A 19341-nucleotide genomic window follows, 5' to 3' on the forward strand; every position below is an offset into this window, starting at 1 on the left:
CCCGTGGTGGGTCGGCCCGGATTGGCCAACGCAGCGATCCGGGCCGGCCCGCCACACCCCTGTCTCAGGCAGGTTCTCCCGCTCAGCGGCGGTAGCAGCGCCAGCTGAACGCGTCGCGGTCGTCCAGAGCGGCGGCGGTCACCTCGCCGCCGTACCGCCGGGCGCAGGCGCGTGCCACGTCGATCACCGGATCCTCGCCGCGTCGGGTACAGCGCCAGTTGTCCTGCGCCGGACCGGGCCAGTCCCGCAACCGGGCCATCGACTGCCAGCCGTACTCGTCCTTGCAGTAGCCGTCGAGGATCGGGTAGAGCTCCTCGTTGCTCGCCGGTCCGAGCAGCACCGGTTCGACCGGCGCGGCCGGGGTGGTCGCCACCGGAGTCGGGGCGGCGCTGGTCGCCGGAGTGGACGGTGCGGGCGCCGTACGCGGCTGGTCGGCTGGCACCTGCCCGCCGTCGGACCCGACCCCGGAGGCCGGCGCGTCCACTGTCGGAGTCGGTGACGGCGTCGGCGTCGGCGGTGCCGCGGTGGCGTCGTCGGGTGCCGATGGACTGACCGGTGTCAGGACGTCGGAGGAGTCGGCCGGACTCCACAGCAGCCCGCTTCCGGAGACGAACGGGGCAGAGCAGAGCAGGACCACCGCGGCGACTCCGCCGGCCGCGACCAGCCAGCCGTACCGGCGGGCGACGTCAAGGAATCGGTCCGGCTCGTCGACAGGAGCCCGGGGTGGCTGCGGCGTCGACGCTGGCGCGGGGGCGTCGGGCGCGCGGTGCTCCGCCGCCACGTCGTCCGTCCCGCCGGCAGCTCCACCGTCCGTCCCGTCGCCCACCGCGCCGCCGAATTCGACGGTGGCGGCGTCGCCGCTGCCGTTCACCCACGGGGCGACTCGAAGTCCTTCGCGCGGCCGGGTCGGATCGGGGCCGGTCGGTCCATCGGCTGGCCTGAGCGGCGGTGCCGAGCGGGGCCGCAGCACCGGCTGCTCGGCGGTCGGTTCGTCGAATCCGCTGGTGTCCTGGCCGCTCGTCGCCGACCGGGTTCTCGGTCGGATGACGGGCTGTTCGACAGTGGCCTGCGTGGCGGCGTCGATCGCCGACCGGTCCGCGATGACCGCGAGTTCCACGGTGGGTTGCTCGATCGCTGGTGGATCCGCAGGTTCAGTGACCGAACCGTCGCGTTCGGTATCTGGTTCATCGCGCTCGGTCGTGCCGGCAGGTTCGGTATGTTCCTGTGCCACAGCGACGCCGGCCTCCTTGTACGGGTACGTCCGAAGACAGCGTGGTCACTCTAGTCACCGGCGGACCATGGTGGGTCAGACGGGAAGCCGACCCGGCTCGGTAGGTCGGCCCGTCAGTCCTCGCCAGACAGTTCGAGCAGGTCAGGTGCCCGGCTGCATCCAGCGGTGGAGATCACCGTTCCGGCTGCCCCGAGGGTAGCGTCGGACCCGGGAGAGGCTGCTTCCCCGTGGCGGCCTCTCCCGCTGTGTACCCGGCCCCGGTCGCCGGACCTGCCGGCATCGACGGCGGTGCGGTGGGAACCTGCGGATGCCGCAGACCGGGATGACCAGGCGGAAGTGCCCGCTGGATGACCCACCAACTGACCGCGAGACACGCCGCGACCAGCGGCCAGGTGAGCGCGGCGCGGGCCACCACCAACGCCATTACCTGGTCGGCCAGATAGAGGGGGACGAAGACGGCCACCCGGATCACGTACTGGCTGACCCAGATCCAACTGCCCCGGCCGTAGGCCCGCAACAGTGCCGGATCCCGACGCCATCGGGCGCGTTGACCCAGCATCGTGCCCACCACCACCCCCAGCAGCGGCCAGCGGACCGCGATGCTGACCATCCACACCAGCGCGCTGGCGGCATTGGACAACAGCTGGAGCAGGAAGAAATCGCTGGCCCGGCCGGTGCGCAGGACGATCAGCGCGGCCACGCAGACGGCGAGTAGGCCGATCAGCACCGACCGGGGTCGGTCGCCGCGCCGGAGGCGTACGACGGCGATGATCCCGCCGACCACCAGGGCGGCGACCACACCGGGCCAGATCGACTGGCCGCCGAGCCACCAGCCGACCCCGAAGGCTACCGGCGGCAGCGTGGCGTCGATCGCACCACGCCGCCCACCCAGCAGCTGGGTGAGTGACTCCGCACGGACATCGTCAGGGGCCCGCCGCGCCATGTCCGCCTCCCACTGATCACCTTAGGCGAGCCTAACCGAGTTTCGGTTCGGTGGGTCGGGCTGGTCGGCCGGTCCGCCGTCGCCAGCGCAGCGGACCCGGACGCAGCGACCAGACCAGGCGGCGCCACCACGATCGTCCCTGCCGCAGGGCCGTGACGTAACCCGCCGCCAGATCGCCGGCCCGCGCGGCCTGCGCCTCGTCGGCCTGACCTGGCGCGAACGCGCTGACGTTGACCAACCGCGACAGCTCGTCCAGCGACGGTGGGTCGGCACCGGCGGCCGGCACCGCGTCCGCGTGTCGCGACACCTCGGTCGCCGACAGCTGCGGTCCGGCGGGATGCCCGGCCAGCCGCAGCGCGTCGAGTACCTCCAGCCAGGCGCCGGCGATTCGGTCGGCCGGTTCGCCGTCGGTCAGCCGATGCCGGCGCAACCGCCGCCGCAGCGCCGGTACGGCGACCGCCCACCCCGCCACGCCGAGCAGCGGGACCAGGCCACCAGTCATGCCGATCAGCCATCCGGGCGGTGCCCGGCGCGACGGCGGTGCCGTGGCGGCCTCCGGCGCTGGTGTCGGGTCCGGCTCCACCGCCGCCAACGGAGCCGGGGTCGGTGGTGGAGTCGACTCGTCGGGCAACGGCCGGAACTCCTCCTCGACCGGCTGGGGCGTCGCGTCCGGGCGGGGCAGCGGATCGAAGGCGACCCAGCCGATCCCGGCGAACAGCACCTCGGGCCAGGCGACCGCGTCGACGCCGTACACGGTGCCGCCACCAGGCGGCCCGACGAAGCCGACGACGACCCGCGTCGGCAGCCCCATCAGCCGGCCGAGGACCGCGTACGCGGCGGCGAACTGCTCCGAGGTGCCCCGCTGGCCGCCGGCGTCGCGGGGACCCAGCAGGAAGAACTCAAGATTCGGGTACGCATGACCGCTCGGCGCGTCGGCGACCAGTCGATAGTGGTCGGCGAGAAACTGCTCGATGGCCAGCGCCCGCTGGTAGGGGGCACCGTTGTCCCGCGCCAGCTCGCCGGCCAACCGCCGCAGGTCAGCCGGCACGCCATCGGCCACCCGTACCGTACGAGCCACCGTCTCGCCGGCCGGAACGTCTGCGGTGGTCAGAGTGTTCAGCGCCGGACGCGGCGGAACCGAGCCGACCGTGTAGGCCAGACCGGGGGAGAGTCCGTCCGGATGGATCAGTGTGCCGCTGTCGGCGTCGTACGCCACCCGAAGGCCGTCGACGCGAACCGCGGTTGCGGCGGCCGGTAGCAACCGACCGGAGAGCTCACCGATGGTGACCTCCTGCCGGACGGCGTCGCCAGACAACTCGGACAACTCGGCCGGATCGTCGTCGATCGTCACCGACGCCGGCGGCGGCAGGACCCGCCCGGCGTTGCGGTAGGTGCCGCCGACCCGCCAGGTGACCCCGTCGTAGTCGTGCAGCACCGCCAACCGTAGGCGCAGCGACCGGTCACCCGGCGTGGTAGCCGGTCGCGGGTCGGCCGCCGCCGGTGCCGACGGTTCCGACGCGACCCGTACGTCGAACAACGGCTGGTCCGGATTGAGCGCCCAGCCGGAGATCCGGGTCAACGGGTTCTCGTCCAGGGAGTCCACCGCCGGCGGCGTGACATAGCGACGTGGATCGACCGACGTCGTGGCGATCCGGGTCAGTAGCACCGGCGCGATCAGCATCACCACCACCAGGACGCCGATCACGCCGGCCAGGGAAGCCATCGTCGCCCGACGCCGGAGCCGGGCCAGCGGACCGCGTGGCGCCTCGGCCGGTACCGGGTGCTCCGCCGGGTGCGCGGTCGGCGCCGCCACCACCGGTGCCGGGTGCCCGGTGACGGCCAGTCCGATCGCCGCCGCGACGGCGAACGCCAGACCGGGCCAGCCGGCCGGGTCGGCGTTCGGGCCGACCACGAAGACCCCGGCGCCGAACAGCAGCAGCGGTGGCAGGTAGCCGAGCAGCACCCGGCCGGCACGCACGGCGATCTCGGTCGCGGTGAATCCGGCCAGCCAGGCGGCCACCACCGGGACGAGCACCGTGTCGGGCACCGGTTCCATCGGGATCATCGCGGTCAGCAACCGGGGGATCCCGTTGGCGGCGGCCTCCGCCAGCAGCGGCGCGACCGGACCGGGCAGTCCCGCGCGCCGTGCCGACCACCAGCCGACGACCAGCAGATAGCCGGTCATCGACGCCACCGACAGTGGTGCCACCTGCCAGTTGGGTAGCCGCCGGGCGAGCATGCCGACTCCGACCGCGCCGATCCCCGCCCCGGTCATCAGCCAGACCAGGACAGGGCCGTCGTAGATCCGCCCGAGCAGCGTCGCGGACGTCGTGATCAGGGCGATCAACACCACCGGTACGCCGACCCGTCGGGCCGACCCGGCCAGCCGTGCGGCGTTCACCGTACGCCCACGGAATCCCAGCCGGCGGCGAACTCGGCACCGTCGGCCGCCTCCAGCACCAGCACGCCCGCCACCTGATCCACCGTCCGGGCCGCCGCGCCCGGACCAGCCGCCGGGCCGGGGCCGGGGGAGCCGGCGGTCGGCGGGTCGGCTCCGGTGATCCGCCCGACCAGGACCGAGGCGAACGCGCCCCGCAGCGCGCCGACCCGGGCCACCGCGTCGGCGTCCCCGGGCCCGGTGACGAAGACCAGCGTGTCGCCCGGCCGCAGGTCGCGGAGCTGGTCGCACACCTCGACCAGCCGGTCCGGACCGGCGAGCCGGTCGGTGGCGACCAGCGACACCTCGGCCAGCCGGTCCAACGGGTGCCGACTGGCCGCTGACGCGGCGACGCTGTTCCGGGTCGGTGTCGTGGGCCGCGCGGCGGGAGGGCCGACGTCGGGTGCGTCGACCACCATCCGCAGCGCCACCGGCAGGTCGGCCCGGATCGCGGCGGCGACCACCGAGGCGACCGCCTCGCAGGCCGCCTCGAACGTGGCCGACCCGCCGTCGCGTACGTCCGGATGCGCGACCGCCCGGTTGTCCAGCAGCAGCACCAGGCGCGGCAGGCTGGTGTCCACGTGTTCCCGGACCATCAACCGACCCACCCGTGCCGTGGTGCGCCAGTGCACCCGTCGCAACTCGTCGCCGACGACGTACTCGCGCAACGAGTCGAAGGTGATGGTGCCGTGCGGCACCTGGTCCGCCTGACCGTCGAGGCTGCGGGTACTGCCGACCGGTACGGCGTCCATCGGATGCACGCGGGGCCGAACCCACACCTGGATCGGGTCGCCGTGCGTACGGGCGAACGACATCAGCCCGAACGGATCCTGGCGCCGTACCCGCAGCGGCCCGATCGTCAACACCCCGCGCCGGTCGGTCGGCACCGGATAGCGCACGGTGGTCCGCGCGCCGGTGGCCAGCCGTACCAGGGGAACCGGAAGCCAGTCCGGGCCGCAGCGTTCCTCGGTGAGTACGGTGACCGCCCCCCACCGCCGGACCGGTCGGACCACGAGGGTCACCACACAGGCCGCACCGCGATCGACCCGGTCGGGTGCCGCGCTGCGGCTGACCGCGAACCGCGGCTGCCACAGCACGTGACCCACCGCGTAGGCGACGGCGGTCAGGCCGGCGGTGCCGAGCAACGCGAGTTCCGGATATCCCAGGACGGAGCCGATGGTGGTGAGCAGCGCGGCGGCGACGACCAGACCGAGGCAGCGGGCAGTGATGATCATCGGCGCGGCGGTCAGGCGGGCGCCGGGGTCGGCGCTGGCGGGGACGTGGGCGCGGGCCGGCCGGCCGGCAGCGGCACCGGCACCGAGCCCACCGCCTCGGCGAGCACCTCGCTCGCGCTCGCCCCGCGCAGCCGTGCGTCGGAGGTGAGCAGGACCCGGTGGGCGAAGACCGGCTCCACCAGTGCCTTGAGGTCTTCGGGCAGGACGTAGCCACGACCGTCGGTCAACGCGTACGCGCAGGCCGCCCTGGTCAGCGCGATCACGCCGCGTGGGCTCACGCCCACCCGTACCTGGGGGTGGGTCCGGGTGGCGGTGGCCAGCCGCACCGCGTAGCCGTAGAGCGGGTCGGCGATGTGGACCCGCTGCGCCATCCGGATCAGTTCGCCGACGGTGGCGGTGTCGGTCACCGGGTCGAGCGCCTCCGGTGACCGGATCGTCGCGCCGCGCAGCACCTCGATTTCGGTCTGCTCGTCGGGGTAGCCGACCGACAATCGGACCAGGAACCGGTCGAGTTGCGCCTCGGGCAGCCGGTAGGTGCCGTCCATCTCGACCGGGTTCTGGGTCGCGACCACCAGGAACGGTCGGGGCACCGGGTGCCGGATCCCGTCGACGGTGACGGTGCGTTCCTCCATCACCTCCAGCAGCGCTGACTGGGTCTTCGGCGACGCCCGGTTGATCTCGTCGGCGATCACGATGTTGGCGAACACCGGCCCGGGATGGAACTCGAAGCCCTGGGTGGACTGGTTGAAAATGGTGACCCCGGAGACGTCGGAGGGCAGCAGGTCCGGCGTGAACTGGATCCGTCGCCAGTGCCCGTGCACGGTGGCCGCGATCGCCCGGGCCAGCGTCGTCTTGCCCACCCCGGGCACGTCCTCCAGCAGGACGTGTCCCTGGGCGAACAACGCGGTCAACGCCAGCCGTACGACCTGGGGCTTGCCCAGGACGACGGTGGATATCCCGTCGGCGAGGCGTGCGGCGATCGAGGCGAAGCCCTGCACCTCGGACGGGGTCAGGGGCGCGGTCGCTGTCACTGCGGTCGGTCTCCTCGGCGGTCGGGCAGGGCGGGTCAGCAGCTGGGCAGGACGTCGAGGTCGTCGTCGCCCGGCAGATTGAGCCAGGCCCAGGGAATGTAGTTCTGCCCCTCGTACTCGACCCGGATCCACCAAGTGCTCGCCTTGTGGCCGTTGTAGATCCAGGCGTCGACGTGTTCACCGGCTCGCCGGCACAGCGCGGTCAGCCGGGTGCCGTTGGGTACCCAGCCGACCTGCCGGTCGTTGTCCTGCTCCGGTACGGCGAAGATCTCGTTGCCGTTGCGCCCGGCCACGTCATCGTCGCAGTAGGTGCGTTGCGCGCCGTCGGGCCCGTTGACGCAGGTGGCCACGCCGATCAGGTCGGCGGTGGACCGGGAGTGCGTGGCGCTGCCGGTCCCGGCGGCGTTGGTGGCCCGTACGGTGAAGTTGTACGGCCGACCCGGGTAGAGCCCGGTGACCCGGATCGAGTCGCAGGCGCCGGCCACCGGCTGGCCGCCGTCGGCCAGTGCACTGCAGGTCACCTGGCCGCCACCGGCGTCGACGGTGAAGGTGAGGGTCACCGAGGTAGCGTCGGCGGTGGCACCGGTCACCATCACCTGGGCGACGGCGACGGTCCGGGCCGTGGTACGCGCCGCCGGCCCGTCGCCCGCCTCGTTCACCGCCAGCACGCTCACCTCGACGTTCGCTCCGTCGCCGAGGCCGGTGACAGTCGTCTCGGTGGCTCCGGAGACCTCGATACGTCGGTCGCCGACGACGACCACGTAGCCGGTCACCGGGCGGCCGTTCTCCACCGCTGGTGACCAGGTGACCCGGATCGCGCCCCGCTGGTCGGCCACCGTGGACGCCTGCAGCTGTCCCGGCTCGCCCGGAGCGGCGTACGGCACCACCGTCTCGCTCAGCGGTGACGGCTCCGAGTTGGCGCCCCGGTCGTTGGTCGCCACGACGGTGAAGGCGTACTGCGTGCCGTAGGTCAAAGCGCCGGCCGGAAGCACGAGTTCGGTGCTGGTGGAATCGCCGACGGCGGCGGCCGACTCGGCGGAGATCGCGGTCACGGTGTACGCTGCGATGGCGGCGCCCCGACCGTTCGCCGCCGCCCAGCTCACCGCGACCGTACCGTCCGGTCGGGCCTGCGCCGTGACGCTCGGCGGGGCGTCGGGGACCTCGGCGGTCGGGGTCACCGGGTTGGACCGGCGGGCGGGACCGGCTCCTTCCGCGTTGACCGCGTACACCGAGAACCGATAAGTCTCGCCGTTGGTCAGCCCGGTCACGTCGAAGGACCGTTGGTTCGCTCCGACGTCGAAGACCTGTCCGGCACCTTCGACGACGTACCGGATGATGCTGGCGCCGTTGGCCGATGCCGCCCGCCAGCTGACCCGGGCGCTGGCGTCGCCAGCGGCGGCGGTGACGTCGCGGGGCGCGCCAGGAGGGCCGACGGTCGGTTCGACCGGCGGTGGTGGAGGTGGCGGGACCGGCGGCGGATCGCCGCCCAGGATGTCGTTGGCGTACTTGTCGACCTCACGCACCTCGTGGTCGTCGGTCACCACCCGGGCGGTGGCCGAGTCGGGCGCGTTGATGAACAGGTGGTTCTCCCGGACCTCTAGGTCGAGTGGGCCGCTGGGGTGCGAGAAGGCGATCGCGGGTAGCGGCTCGCCGGACTCGGTGAACGTGTGGATCTGCCCGGCTCGTTCGTCCGCGCAGTAGATCCGACCCGCCCAGCTGACAGCGGCCCGCAACGCCGTGCCGCTGCCGGGTACCGCGAACTCGCGGATCTCGTCGTCGCTGACCAGCAGCACCCGCCGGGCGTCCGGGTCGGTGACCGCCACCTGCGCGCCGACCGACCGGGACGGCATGATCCCCGGTCCGCGCAGGTCCAGTGGGACCTGTCGCCGTTCGTCGCCGCGCAGCACGGTCAACACCCCGGCGGTACGGTTGAGCACCGCTACACCGTCGTCGAGCGCCGAGATCGTCAGTTCGTTGCTGGGTGGCGCGACGGCCACGGTGCGGATCAGCGCCGGTCCGGCGCCACTGGCGTCCGGGCCGGCCGCCGTCGGGCCGGCCGCCGTCGGGCCGGCCGCCGTCGGGCCGGCCGCCGTCGGGCCGGCCGCCGTCGGGCCCGCCGGATCGTCGCCGCTGATCGTCGCCGAGGTGTCGGGAGTCTCCGGCAGCGGCGCGGCGGTGATCGCCGAGACGGTTCCTTCGCTGGGTACGCCGATCCAGAGCCGGCCGTCGCCGTCGAACGCGCCACCGGTGATGCCGGGCGGATAGTGGATCGCTTCGCCGACGGGCCGCAGCGACCGTGGATCCAGTTGCCGGACGACGCCCTGGACCGCGTCGATGACGAAGGCCGCGTCGTCGTGCATCGCGACGCTGACGCCGAGCCCGGTGGTGCTGCGGGTGGTCGCGCCGATCTGCAAGGTGGCGAGGTTGAGCGAACTGATCTGGCCGGTGGCCAGGTCACGCAGGACGAGGAACTGGTCGGTCTGCACGACGTGCGTCCGGTGGCTGCGTGACTCGGCGACCTCCACCCGGGTGTCCACCCGGCCGGTCAGTCCGTTGACCCGGGCGAGTTCGCCCCTCGTCGAGCTCCACAGCCACGAACTGGCGTCGTAGCCGGCGACCGCGTGGTCGGCGGCACCGAGCCCGAGTACGGTCAGGCCCATCCCGGCGACCAGGGCGGCCACGGTGCCGGCGGTGACCACGACGCCGCGACCGCGTAACGGACGCGGTCTGGCCTTTTCGGTCGATTTCCTGGTGCTGCTGTCCGTGGTGGCCACAGCCGGCCGCCTCTCCCACCCGAATGCTTCGACGGTGCCGTCGCCTGCTCGAACCGCCGCTGCCTGTACACGCTGTCACCGGTCGACTGTCGCCAGCGGACCGGACGCCATCTTATGGCGCTACCAGCGGATGAAGAAACCGCGTCCGGTGGGCTGTGGACAACGGAGGCGCCGAGGGCCGACGACAGCGACGCTTCTTCATGTATCCGCAGGTCGTCGCCACCGAACCGGGCGATCGAATTGACCATGATCGGCGGATGCGAACCTGCGCTAGTCGGTGCGGGCGGCGTTGCGGTCGGTGCACACCTGGGCCGACGGGGCGTATTCGTCGGTCGAGTAGACGGCCAGCACCGCGAAACAGTAGTCGAGGTCGGGACTGAGGCCGTTGATGGTGAACAGAGTCTGACCGGGATTGATCGTGGCCAGCGCGCCGAGTTGTGCGCCGGCGCGTCCGCTGGCGACGATGAAGGGCACCGAACCGGCGGTCGGGTCGGTCCAGGTGAGGGTGACCGCCACGCCGTCGTCGGTGAGTGCCACCTCCGTCGGCGGGTCGCCGGCGGCCGCTGGCGGGTTCGGGGCCGGGTCCCGCCGGGGGGTCGATCGTTCACCGTCGAACAGGACCACGACGCCGACCACGACCGCCACCGCGGCGGCGAGGACGGCTGCGGCCGCGGAGCCCGCCGCCACGAGGGTCGGCAGCGTCCGGTTCACCGCCGGGCTCGTGGAGGTGGTCACGATCATCGGTGTCGCGTCGGGCGCGGCCGGTTCCTGGGTGGACGGTCGCCGGGTGGATGGTCGCTGGGCGGCCGGTGCCGGTGCGGCCGGTGGGTAGGCGAGGTGGTCGGTTACCGCCGGACCGGTCATCGGGTCCGGAACCGGGCCGGTCAGGGTCTCGGCAGTCGATCGGGCAAGGTGGTCACGCGCGGCGGCGACCAGCCGGTGATCGGCGCCGAGGACGGCCGGTCCGGCCGCCACGACCCGGCCGAAGTTGCGTCGAGCCTCGTGGCGGTTGCCGAGTTCCTCGGCTATCTCGCCGAGGTCGTAACTGATGGTGAGCATCGCCGGGTGGTGTCCGCCGAGCCGGATCTCGCCCCCGGCCAAGGCCTCTTCGAGGATTCGCCGGGCCGCCGCCGGATCGTCGGCGCGACGGTGCAGTCGCGCGAGGAGCCGGGCGGTGTTCAGGACCTCGGGCTCGTCGTCACCGAAGGCGGCGCGGGCCGACTCCAACGCCCGGGTCAGGTAGTCGATGGCGGCGACGAGATCCCCGGCGTCGTGTAGCGCGACGGCGTTGTCGCGTACCGAAGCGAGTAGTGCTGGCTGGGTCACCCCGCCATGCTGCCGGCCGGACGTCGGACGCGCCAGCGTGCCGGGCACCGTGTCGCGTCTTATATCGCTGATCCGGAGAACTGTCACGGCATAACGGTCCGATGTGATCAGTCCCACAGGGTCAGTTGGGATTATCCGTGATCGATGTCGTAATCCGTCGGCCGTCGGGCAGATGCCCGAGTGCTGACTCAGGCAAGTCAAGGTAATTGGTCAAGAACGTTCACACGACCGTAACTGAGCGCCGTTAGGTTTCTCCGAGGAGTGACATCTATTGATGGAAAATATTCGCTCCTAGCTGCCGTAACGGTGGATCCTCCGGCGGCCAGCACCAATCCGAGACCACTGCTCATGAAGCGGGAGTCTGATGAGTACTGCACTCGACATGCGTGACCTGGTGATCGCCTACGACGCATGTGGCGAGATCGAGCCAAGTCCCCGGATCGCCAGCGCAGCCCGCCGAGGCGGCGGGATCGGTGTGCTCGACCTGGCCGGCGGGGGTGCTCGGACGCTGCGGGCCCTCGAACAACTCGCCTCCTGGTCCACCGAGCCGATAGCCGTCCGGGTGCCGGCCAGATGTCTGGCCACGATCGACGACGTCGAACGGGCAGCCGCCGGACGCATCGACCTGGTCGTGGTCACCGGCGAACTGCCCTGGTCACTCCCGGACCTGGTCACCCGCTACCGGGTGCTCGCCGAGGTCACCAGCATCGCCGCCGCCCGTACGGCGGTCGCGGCGGGCGTGCACGGCCTGATCGCCCGGGGGTCGGAGTCAGGCGGCGAGGTCGGCGAACTCAGCACGTTCGTCCTGCTGCAGCAGCTGACGGCGGCTGACGACATCGAGGTGCCCGTCTGGGCCGCCGGCGGCATCGGCCCGTACACCGCCGCCGCCTGCGTCATGGGCGGCGCCGCCGGTGTCGTGCTGGACAACCAACTGGCCCTGATGCCCGAGTCCGACCTGCCCGCCGACGTACAGGCCCTCTTCCGGCGGATGGACGGATCAGAGAGTGTCCTGACCGACGGATACCGTGGCGTACCCCGGAAGATGCGACCCGGCGCACCCACCAACCCGAGCCGGGCCGACCTGATCCCCATCGGACAGGACGGATGGCTCGCCGCCGAATTCGCCCGCCGGTTCTCCGACACCGCCGCCGCGGTACGTGGCCTGCGCGCGTCTATCGTGGACGCCGTCACCGACACTGAGTCGGCCACCGCCGTCGGGCCCGGCGCACCCCTGGCCGCCAGTCTCGGCCTGCGGGTCCCGATCGCCCAGGGACCGATGACCCGGGTCAGCGACGAACCCGGGTTCGCCGCCGCCGTCGCCGCCGACGGCGCGTTGCCGTTCATCGCGCTCGCGCTGGCCACCGCCGAGCGCACCGAGGAGATGCTCACCGAGACCGCCGCGCGGCTCGGCGATCGACCCTGGGGCGTTGGCGTTCTCGGCTTCGCCCCCGACGAGATCCGTACGGCCCAGATCGACGTGATCCGCCGGATCCGGCCCAGTTGCGCGATCATCGCCGGTGGCCGCCCCGCCCAGGCCAAGGAACTCGAACGGGAAGGGATCACCACCTTCCTGCATGTGCCGTCGCCCGGACTGCTCCGGCAGTTCCTGCGCTCCGGGGCCCGCCGCTTCATCTTCGAAGGCTCCGAGTGCGGCGGTCACGTGGGCCCGCGCGCCAGCTTCCCCCTGTGGGAGGCGCAGCTCGCCGTACTCGACGAGCATCTCGCCACCGCGTCGCCGCAACAGGCAGCCGAGGTGCAGGTCTTCTTCGCCGGCGGCATCCACGACGACCGGTCGGCCGCCATGATCGCGGCCCTGACCGCTCCGCTCACCCGTCGTGGTGTGCAGGTGGGCGTCCTGATGGGCACGGCCTACCTGTTCACCCGCGAGGCCGTCGCCCATGGAGCGATCCAGCCGGCGTTCGCCCAGATGGCACGGCAGGCCACCCGGACCGCCCTGCTGGAGACCGCCCCGGGACACGCCACCCGATGTCTGCACAGCACCTTCGTCGACGACTTCCACGCCCTGCGGACCGAGCTGGAGTCCGCCGGCGTCGAGAACCGCCAGGTGTGGGAGCACCTCGAACTGCTCAACGTGGGCCGACTGCGTATCGCGAGCAAGGGCAAACGTCGAGACGGCGACGCCCTGGTCGACGTCGACGAACCGACCCAGCTCACCGACGGACTGTTCATGGCCGGGCAGGTCGCGGTGCTGCGCGACAGCGAGACGACCGTCTCCGAGCTCCATGCCACGGTGACCGAGCAGGCGGTGCGCTACCACGCCGGCCGGGCCGAGACGTTGCGCGCCGCGTTGACGCCGCCGCCCCCGCAGACCGACGCCGCGCCGCTGGACATCGCCATCGTCGGCATGGCCTGCATGCTGCCCAACTCGCCCGACCTCGCGGCGTTCTGGCGGACCGTACTGGACAGCGACGACGCGATCACCGAGGTGCCGGCGGACCGCTGGGACACCAGCATCTACTACGCCCCCGAGGTCGGGCCCGGAGAAGCCGGCCGGATCAGCGTCTCCAAGTGGGGCGGCTTCCTGGCCGAGGTGCCGTTCGACGCCATCGGGTACGGCATCCCGCCGGCGGCCCTGGCCAGCATCGACCCCACCCAGCTGCTGGCCCTGGAGGTGTCCCAGCGCGCCCTGGCCGACGCCGGCTACACCGCGGGTGGCGGCGGGGTCGACCACTCGCGTACCGGGGTGGTGTTCGGCGCCGAGGCCGGCAGCGACATGGGTCACGCCCAGACGCTGCGAACCATGCTGCCGGCCTACCTGCCGGAGATCCCGGGTGAACTGGCCGAGCAGCTGCCGACCGTCACCGAGGACTCCTTCCCCGGCGTGCTCGCCAACGTCATCGCCGGCCGGGTCGCCAACCGCCTCGACCTCGGTGGCCCCAACTACACCGTCGACGCGGCCTGCGCCTCGTCGCTGGCCGCAATGGACGCGGCCTGCAAGGAACTCGCCAGCGGTGGCAGCGACCTGATGATCTGCGGCGGGGCCGACCTGCACAACGGCATCAACGACTTCCTCATGTTCACCTCGGCGCACGCGCTGTCGCCGACCGGCCGGTGCCGTTCGTTCGACAGCACCGGTGACGGCATCGCGCTCGGCGAGGGCGTCGCCGCCGTCGTACTCAAGCGGCTCTCCGACGCCGAACGCGACGGCGACCGGATCTACGCCGTGATCAAGGGTCTCGGCGGGTCCAGCGACGGCCGGGCCCTCGGCCTGACCGCGCCCCGGGCCGAGGGGCAGCGTCGGGCCCTGGACCGGGCGTACCAGCAGGCCGGCATCTCCCCGGCCCAGGTCGGTCTGGTGGAGGCGCACGGCACCGGCACCGTCGTCGGCGACCGGACCGAGCTGGAGACGTTGACCCGGATGTTCACCGACGCCGGCGCCACCGCCGGCAGCTGCGGCCTCGGCTCGGTGAAGTCCCAGATCGGCCACACCAAGTGCGTCGCCGGTCTGGCCGGCGTGATCAAAACCGCGCTGGCCCTGCACACCGGGATCAAGCCGCCGACCCTGCACCTCACCCGCCCCAATCCCGCCTGGCACCCGGAGCAGAGCCCGTTCGCGTTCTACTCCGAAGCCCGGCCCTGGGTCGCCCCCGCCGCCGAGCGGATCGCCGGGGTGAGTGCCTTCGGGTTCGGTGGGACCAACTTCCACGTCGTGCTGAGCGCGTACGCCAACGCGCCGGAGCCCCGGCACGCCCGCGACGACTGGCCGGCGGAGCTGTTCTGCTTCCGCGCCGGCGACCGGTCCGGGGCGTACCAGGCGATCCGGTCGCTGCTGGGCACCATCGACACCCGCGACTCGCTGGGTCGGCCCTGGCGGTTGCGCGACCTCGCGGCCGCGCAGTCGCGCGAGACCGAGAACCGGGGTGGACAGGTGCAGGTCGCCGTCGTCGCGGCGGATCTCGACGAACTGGCCACGCTCCTACGGCGGGCGCTCGACGGCGACCACGATCCGGCGCGCGGTCTTTACCAGCCCGCTTCCGCCGCAAATCTCGACGGCAAGGTGGCCTTCCTCTTCCCGGGCCAGGGCAGCCAGCGTCCGGGGGCGCTCGCCGAACTGTTCGTCAGCTTCCCCGAACTGCGGCGGTTCCTCGACATCGGCCGTGACTACGCCGAGCGACTGTTCCCGCCGACCGCCTTCGACCCCGGGCTCGACCGCGAACAGCAGGAGCGGGTCCGGGACACCCGGATCGCCCAGCCCGTCCTGGGCATCGGTGGACTGGCCGTGCATCACCTGCTGGGCCGGGTCAACGTCCGTCCCGACCTGGCCGGCGGGCACAGCTACGGCGAACTGGTCGCGCTCAGCGTGGCCGGCGCCTTCGACGACCGGACCCTGCTGAACCTGAGCCGGGAACGCGCCGACGCGATCCTCTCCGCCGCCGGCACCGATCCGGGCACGATGGCGGCGGTCGCCGGTACGGCCGAGGAGATCTCGGTGGCACTCGGTGCCGCCGGACTCGCCGATGAGGTCGTGCTGGCCAACCACAACGGTCCGAAGCAGGTGGTCATCTCCGGTTCGACGGCATCGGTGCAGCGGGCGGTGAGCGCGCTGAAGGAGCGTGGGCTGACCGCCCGGCCGATCCCCGTCGCGTGCGCGTTCCACAGCCCGGTCGTCGCTGGCGGGGTGGAGACGTTCCGCGGCGTGCTGCGCGACCAACCGGTCGCGGTGCCGGCCTTCCCGGTTTGGTCCAACCGCACCGCCGCGCCGTACCCCACCGGCCCGGAGCAGATCCGCGACGAACTCGCCGCGCAGATCGGCGCGCCGGTGCGGTTCGTCGAGCAGATCGAGTCGATGTACGCCGCCGGGGCCCGGATCTTCGTCGAGGCCGGACCGGGCCAGGTGCTGAGCCGGCTGGTCGACGCGGTGCTCGGTGACCGCCCGCACCTGGCGGTCGCCTGCGACGCGCCCCGCTCCGGCGGCCTCCGCGGCTTCCTGTCCGCCCTCGCCGAACTGGCCTGCGCCGGCGTTCCGGTCCAGACCAGCTGGCTCTACCACGGCCGGCGCATCGCGCCGGTGACGCCGGCGGCTTCGACCTCCCGGCCCATCTGGACGGTCGACGGACAGCTCGTCCGCGACCAGCATGGCCGCCCGCTGCCCGGCGGCATGACGCCTCCCCGACGAATCAAGGAGCTGTCGATGAGTACATCCACCGACATGGGCAATGGGAACGGCAACGACGCCAGCTACGAATACGGAAACGTCCTCGACGTCAGCAACGGACACGGCAACGGCAACGGAGCTGTCGCCGGCAACGGCAACGGTGCTCTCGTCCCGAACGGCATCGGCAATGGAAACGGCTCGGGCAACGGGCACGCGCCCGCTCCCCGCGACGGTCGGGAGGACCTGGTCAGTGAATTCCTGCGGACCAGTCGGGACCTGATCGCCTCGCAGCGCGACGTCATGCTCGCCTACTTCGGTGAACGGCCGGCGCTCACCAACGGGTGGTCCGCGCCGGAGCCGTACCAGTCGACGACGGCCGTCCAGCCGGCTGTCGCGGCGCGAACCGCGATCTCGCCCCCGGAGGCCGCCCGGCCCGCCCCGGCCGCGCTGACCGCCGCCGCGCCGCCTGCGGTGGCCCCACCGGCCCCGGCCGCGCCGGCTGCGGCGCCGGTGTCAGCGGCCCCCGCCGCACCGCCGGCACCGGTCGCGGTGGTGGCCGCTCCGGTGCCGGTCGCCGCGCCTGCTCCGGCTGCGGTGCCCGCCGCTGCGGTCGCTGTCGCGGCTGCTCCGGCTCCGGTCGCGCCCGCGCCGGTTGCTGTCGCGGCTGCTTCGGCTGCTTCGGGGGTGGGTGTGGTGCAGTTCCAGGAGGCGATCCTGGCGGTGTTGAGTGAGCGTACGGGTTATCCGGTGGATCTGATCGAGTTGGATTTGGATCTTGAGGCTGATCTGAGTATCGATTCGATCAAGCGGGCTGAGGTCGCTGGTGAGGTGGCGACGCGGTTGCGGTTGTCGGTGGATGGTGACGAGTCGGAGTTGGAGGATCTGGTCAAGGCGCGGACGGTGCGGACGATGGTGTCCTGGCTGACCGACCGGATGGCCGCCGATTCTCCGGCTGCGGTCGCTGTCGCGGCTGCTCCGGCTCCGGTCGCGCCCGCGCCGGTTGCTGTCGCGGCTGCTTCGGCTGCTTCGGGGGTGGGTGTGGTGCAGTTCCAGGAGGCGATCCTGGCGGTGTTGAGTGAGCGTACGGGTTATCCGGTGGATCTGATCGAGTTGGATTTGGATCTTGAGGCTGATCTGAGTATCGATTCGATCAAGCGGGCTGAGGTCGCTGGTGAGGTGGCGACGCGGTTGCGGTTGTCGGTGGATGGTGACGAGTCGGAGTTGGAGGATCTGGTCAAGGCGCGGACGGTGCGGACGATGGTGTCCTGGCTGACCGACCGGATGGCCGCCGATTCTCCGGCTGCGGTCGCTGTCGCGGCTGCTCCGGCTCCGGTCGCGCCCGCGCCGGTTGCTGTCGCGGCTGCTTCGGCTGCTTCGGGGGTGGGTGTGGTGCAGTTCCAGGAGGCGATCCTGGCGGTGTTGAGTGAGCGTACGGGTTATCCGGTGGATCTGATCGAGTTGGATTTGGATCTTGAGGCTGATCTGAGTATCGATTCGATCAAGCGGGCTGAGGTCGCTGGTGAGGTGGCGACGCGGTTGCGGTTGTCGGTGGATGGTGACGAGTCGGAGTTGGAGGATCTGGTCAAGGCGCGGACGGTGCGGACGATGGTGTCCTGGCTGACCGACCGGATGGCCGCCGATTCTCCGGCTGCGGTCGCGCCACCCGTACCGGCACCGGCGGCGGCGCCCGCCGCTGCGGTAGCTCCGTCACCCGCGCCCGTCGCCCCGGTGGCCACCGCACCAGTGGCCACCGCCCCGGCCGTCGACAGCCAGGACACGACATCCGCCGGTCTCGGCATCGCCCCGCGACGACTGGTCGCCCAAGAGGTTCCCGGTGGCGGTGCGGTCGTCGCGCCGGCTGCGCTGTCCGGCACCCGGTTCCTGATCACCGGTGGAGCTCCGGTACTCGGACCGCTGGCGGAGCAGCTCGGCTCGTACGGCGCGGCGGGACGGACCGGCTCGATCCACGAGGACGACCCCGACCAGTTCGCCGGCTACGACGGCGTGGTCATCCTCGACGGGCTCAGCCCGGGTGGCGGCCCGCTGCTGCCCGGACTCTTCCCCTTCATCAAGAAGGCGCTGGCCAGCGGAGTCCGGTGGCTGGTGGCCGCCGGCACCGCCGGACCACGCAGCGACGGGATGGCCGGCCTGTTCCGTACCATCAGCCGTGAGTACCCGCAGGTGTCGGTGAGCTACGTGGAGGCACCGGCGGACGCCGAAGCCGCCGCGCTCGCGACCGGGCTCGTCACCGAACTGCTGTCCGGTGGACAGACCCCGGTCGTCACCTGGACCGCACAGGGCCGTACGGCGTTCGACCTGGCCGCCGTCGGTCTCGGTCCGCTGGCGGCCGGCGGTGCCGGCCCGGCCGGGGACGGCGTCGCGGAGGCCCAGGCGATCGGTCTCGACCAGGACTCGGTCGTGGTCATGTTCGGTGGCGCGCGCGGAATCACCCCCTGGTTCGCCCGCGCTCTGGCGGCCGCGAGCCGATGCCGGATCGAACTGGTCGGGCGAACCCCGCTGCCGGACGGAGCCGAGTCACCGACACTGGCCGCGGCGGCGGACAAGCCGGCGCTGCGGGCCGCCCTGATCGCACAGGGAATGCGCTCCCCGGCGGAGATCGACCGGCTGGCCAACCAGATCCTGGCCGCCCGTGAGGTCCGGGCCACCCTCGACGAACTGCGCGAACTCGGCAGCCAGGTGCGTTATCACAGCGTAGACGTCAGCGACGAGACCGCGACCCGGCAGCTGCTCAAGGAGATCCACGGTGAGTTCCGCCGGATCGACGGCGTGGTCTACGCCGCCGGCCGGATCGAGGACAAGCTGATCGCCGAGAAGGACCCGGAGTCGTTCAGCCGGGTCTACCAGACGAAGGTCCTGGGCGGCACCACCGTACTCGACGCGATCCGCGACGTCGCTCCGCTGCGCTTCGTGGTCCTGTTCGGCAGCATCGCCGCCGCGTACGGCAACCGGGGACAGAGCGACTACGCCGCCGCCAACGACGCGTTGGACCGGATCGGCGGGCGGTGGGCGGCCGACAGCGGGGTTCGCTGCCTGACGGTGCATTGGGGGCCCTGGGCGCCGGGCAGCGTCCACGGTGGCATGGTCAGCGCCGAGCTGAGCCGGGAGTACGCGCGGCGCGGCATCGAGCTGATCGACCCAGAGGAAGGCGCGCTCAGCCTGCTGCGGGAGCTCGCCTGGGGTGACCCGGCGGTCACCTCGGTCGTCTACACCGCCTCGGGCTGGTGAGC

8 protein-coding genes are annotated in these 19341 nt (G+C 72.2%); 1 reads left to right on the forward strand and 7 read right to left on the reverse strand.

Translation table 11 applies throughout. The features are described 5' to 3' along the window. Positions 1 to 82: 82 nt before the first annotated feature. The 7 genes from O7632_RS16515 to O7632_RS16545 form a co-directional block, all read right to left on the reverse strand. Positions 83 to 1117, reverse strand: coding sequence for a hypothetical protein (locus O7632_RS16515; protein WP_278115377.1), 1035 nt, complete (start codon positions 1115 to 1117; stop codon positions 83 to 85). 286 nt (positions 1118 to 1403) lie between these two features. After that, positions 1404 to 2174 carry a DUF3159 domain-containing protein gene (locus tag O7632_RS16520; RefSeq protein ID WP_278115378.1) on the reverse strand — a complete coding sequence of 257 codons (771 nt, stop codon included), beginning with the start codon at positions 2172 to 2174 and terminating at the stop codon, positions 1404 to 1406. A 31-nt stretch (positions 2175 to 2205) separates the two neighbouring features. Further along, positions 2206 to 4575: a transglutaminase domain-containing protein gene (locus O7632_RS16525; RefSeq protein WP_278115380.1), complete on the reverse strand. Its 2370-nt coding sequence runs from the start codon at positions 4573 to 4575 to the stop codon at positions 2206 to 2208. After that, positions 4572 to 5846, reverse strand: coding sequence for a DUF58 domain-containing protein (locus O7632_RS16530; RefSeq protein WP_278115381.1), 1275 nt, complete (start codon positions 5844 to 5846; stop codon positions 4572 to 4574). Before O7632_RS16530 ends, O7632_RS16525 begins: the two co-directional genes overlap by 4 nt. 11 nt (positions 5847 to 5857) lie before the next feature. Then, the gene (locus O7632_RS16535; protein WP_278115383.1) at positions 5858 to 6877 is read right to left on the reverse strand and encodes a MoxR family ATPase; all 1020 of its coding nucleotides are present in this window, start codon (positions 6875 to 6877) and stop codon (positions 5858 to 5860) included. 35 nt (positions 6878 to 6912) lie between these two features. After that, positions 6913 to 9537 carry a fibronectin type III domain-containing protein gene (locus O7632_RS16540; protein WP_278120105.1) on the reverse strand — a complete coding sequence of 875 codons (2625 nt, stop codon included), beginning with the start codon at positions 9535 to 9537 and terminating at the stop codon, positions 6913 to 6915. A 384-nt stretch (positions 9538 to 9921) separates the two neighbouring features. Then, positions 9922 to 11064, reverse strand: a complete 1143-nt coding sequence (locus O7632_RS16545) for a tetratricopeptide repeat protein (RefSeq protein ID WP_278115386.1) — start codon at positions 11062 to 11064, stop codon at positions 9922 to 9924. Between the two features lie 277 nt (positions 11065 to 11341). Between O7632_RS16545 and O7632_RS16550 the strand changes: the two genes are divergently transcribed. Then, positions 11342 to 19339 carry a type I polyketide synthase gene (locus O7632_RS16550; protein ID WP_278115387.1) on the forward strand — a complete coding sequence of 2666 codons (7998 nt, stop codon included), beginning with the start codon at positions 11342 to 11344 and terminating at the stop codon, positions 19337 to 19339. Positions 19340 to 19341: the final 2 nt, after the last annotated feature.

The sequence above is a fragment of the Solwaraspora sp. WMMD406 genome (assembly GCF_029626025.1).
Taxonomy (GTDB): Bacteria; Actinomycetota; Actinomycetes; order Mycobacteriales; family Micromonosporaceae; genus Micromonospora_E.

Excerpts from the sequence above, each read along its gene's own strand:
- O7632_RS16520 (WP_278115378.1), bottom strand. The coding sequence starts at position 2,174 with ATGGCGCGGCGGGCCCCTGACGATGTCCGTGCGGAGTCACTCACCCAG.
- O7632_RS16530 (WP_278115381.1), bottom strand. The coding sequence starts at position 5,846 with ATGATCATCACTGCCCGCTGCCTCGGTCTGGTCGTCGCCGCCGCGCTG.
- O7632_RS16540 (WP_278120105.1), bottom strand. The coding sequence starts at position 9,537 with ATGGGCCTGACCGTACTCGGGCTCGGTGCCGCCGACCACGCGGTCGCC.
- O7632_RS16550 (WP_278115387.1), top strand. The coding sequence starts at position 11,342 with ATGAGTACTGCACTCGACATGCGTGACCTGGTGATCGCCTACGACGCA.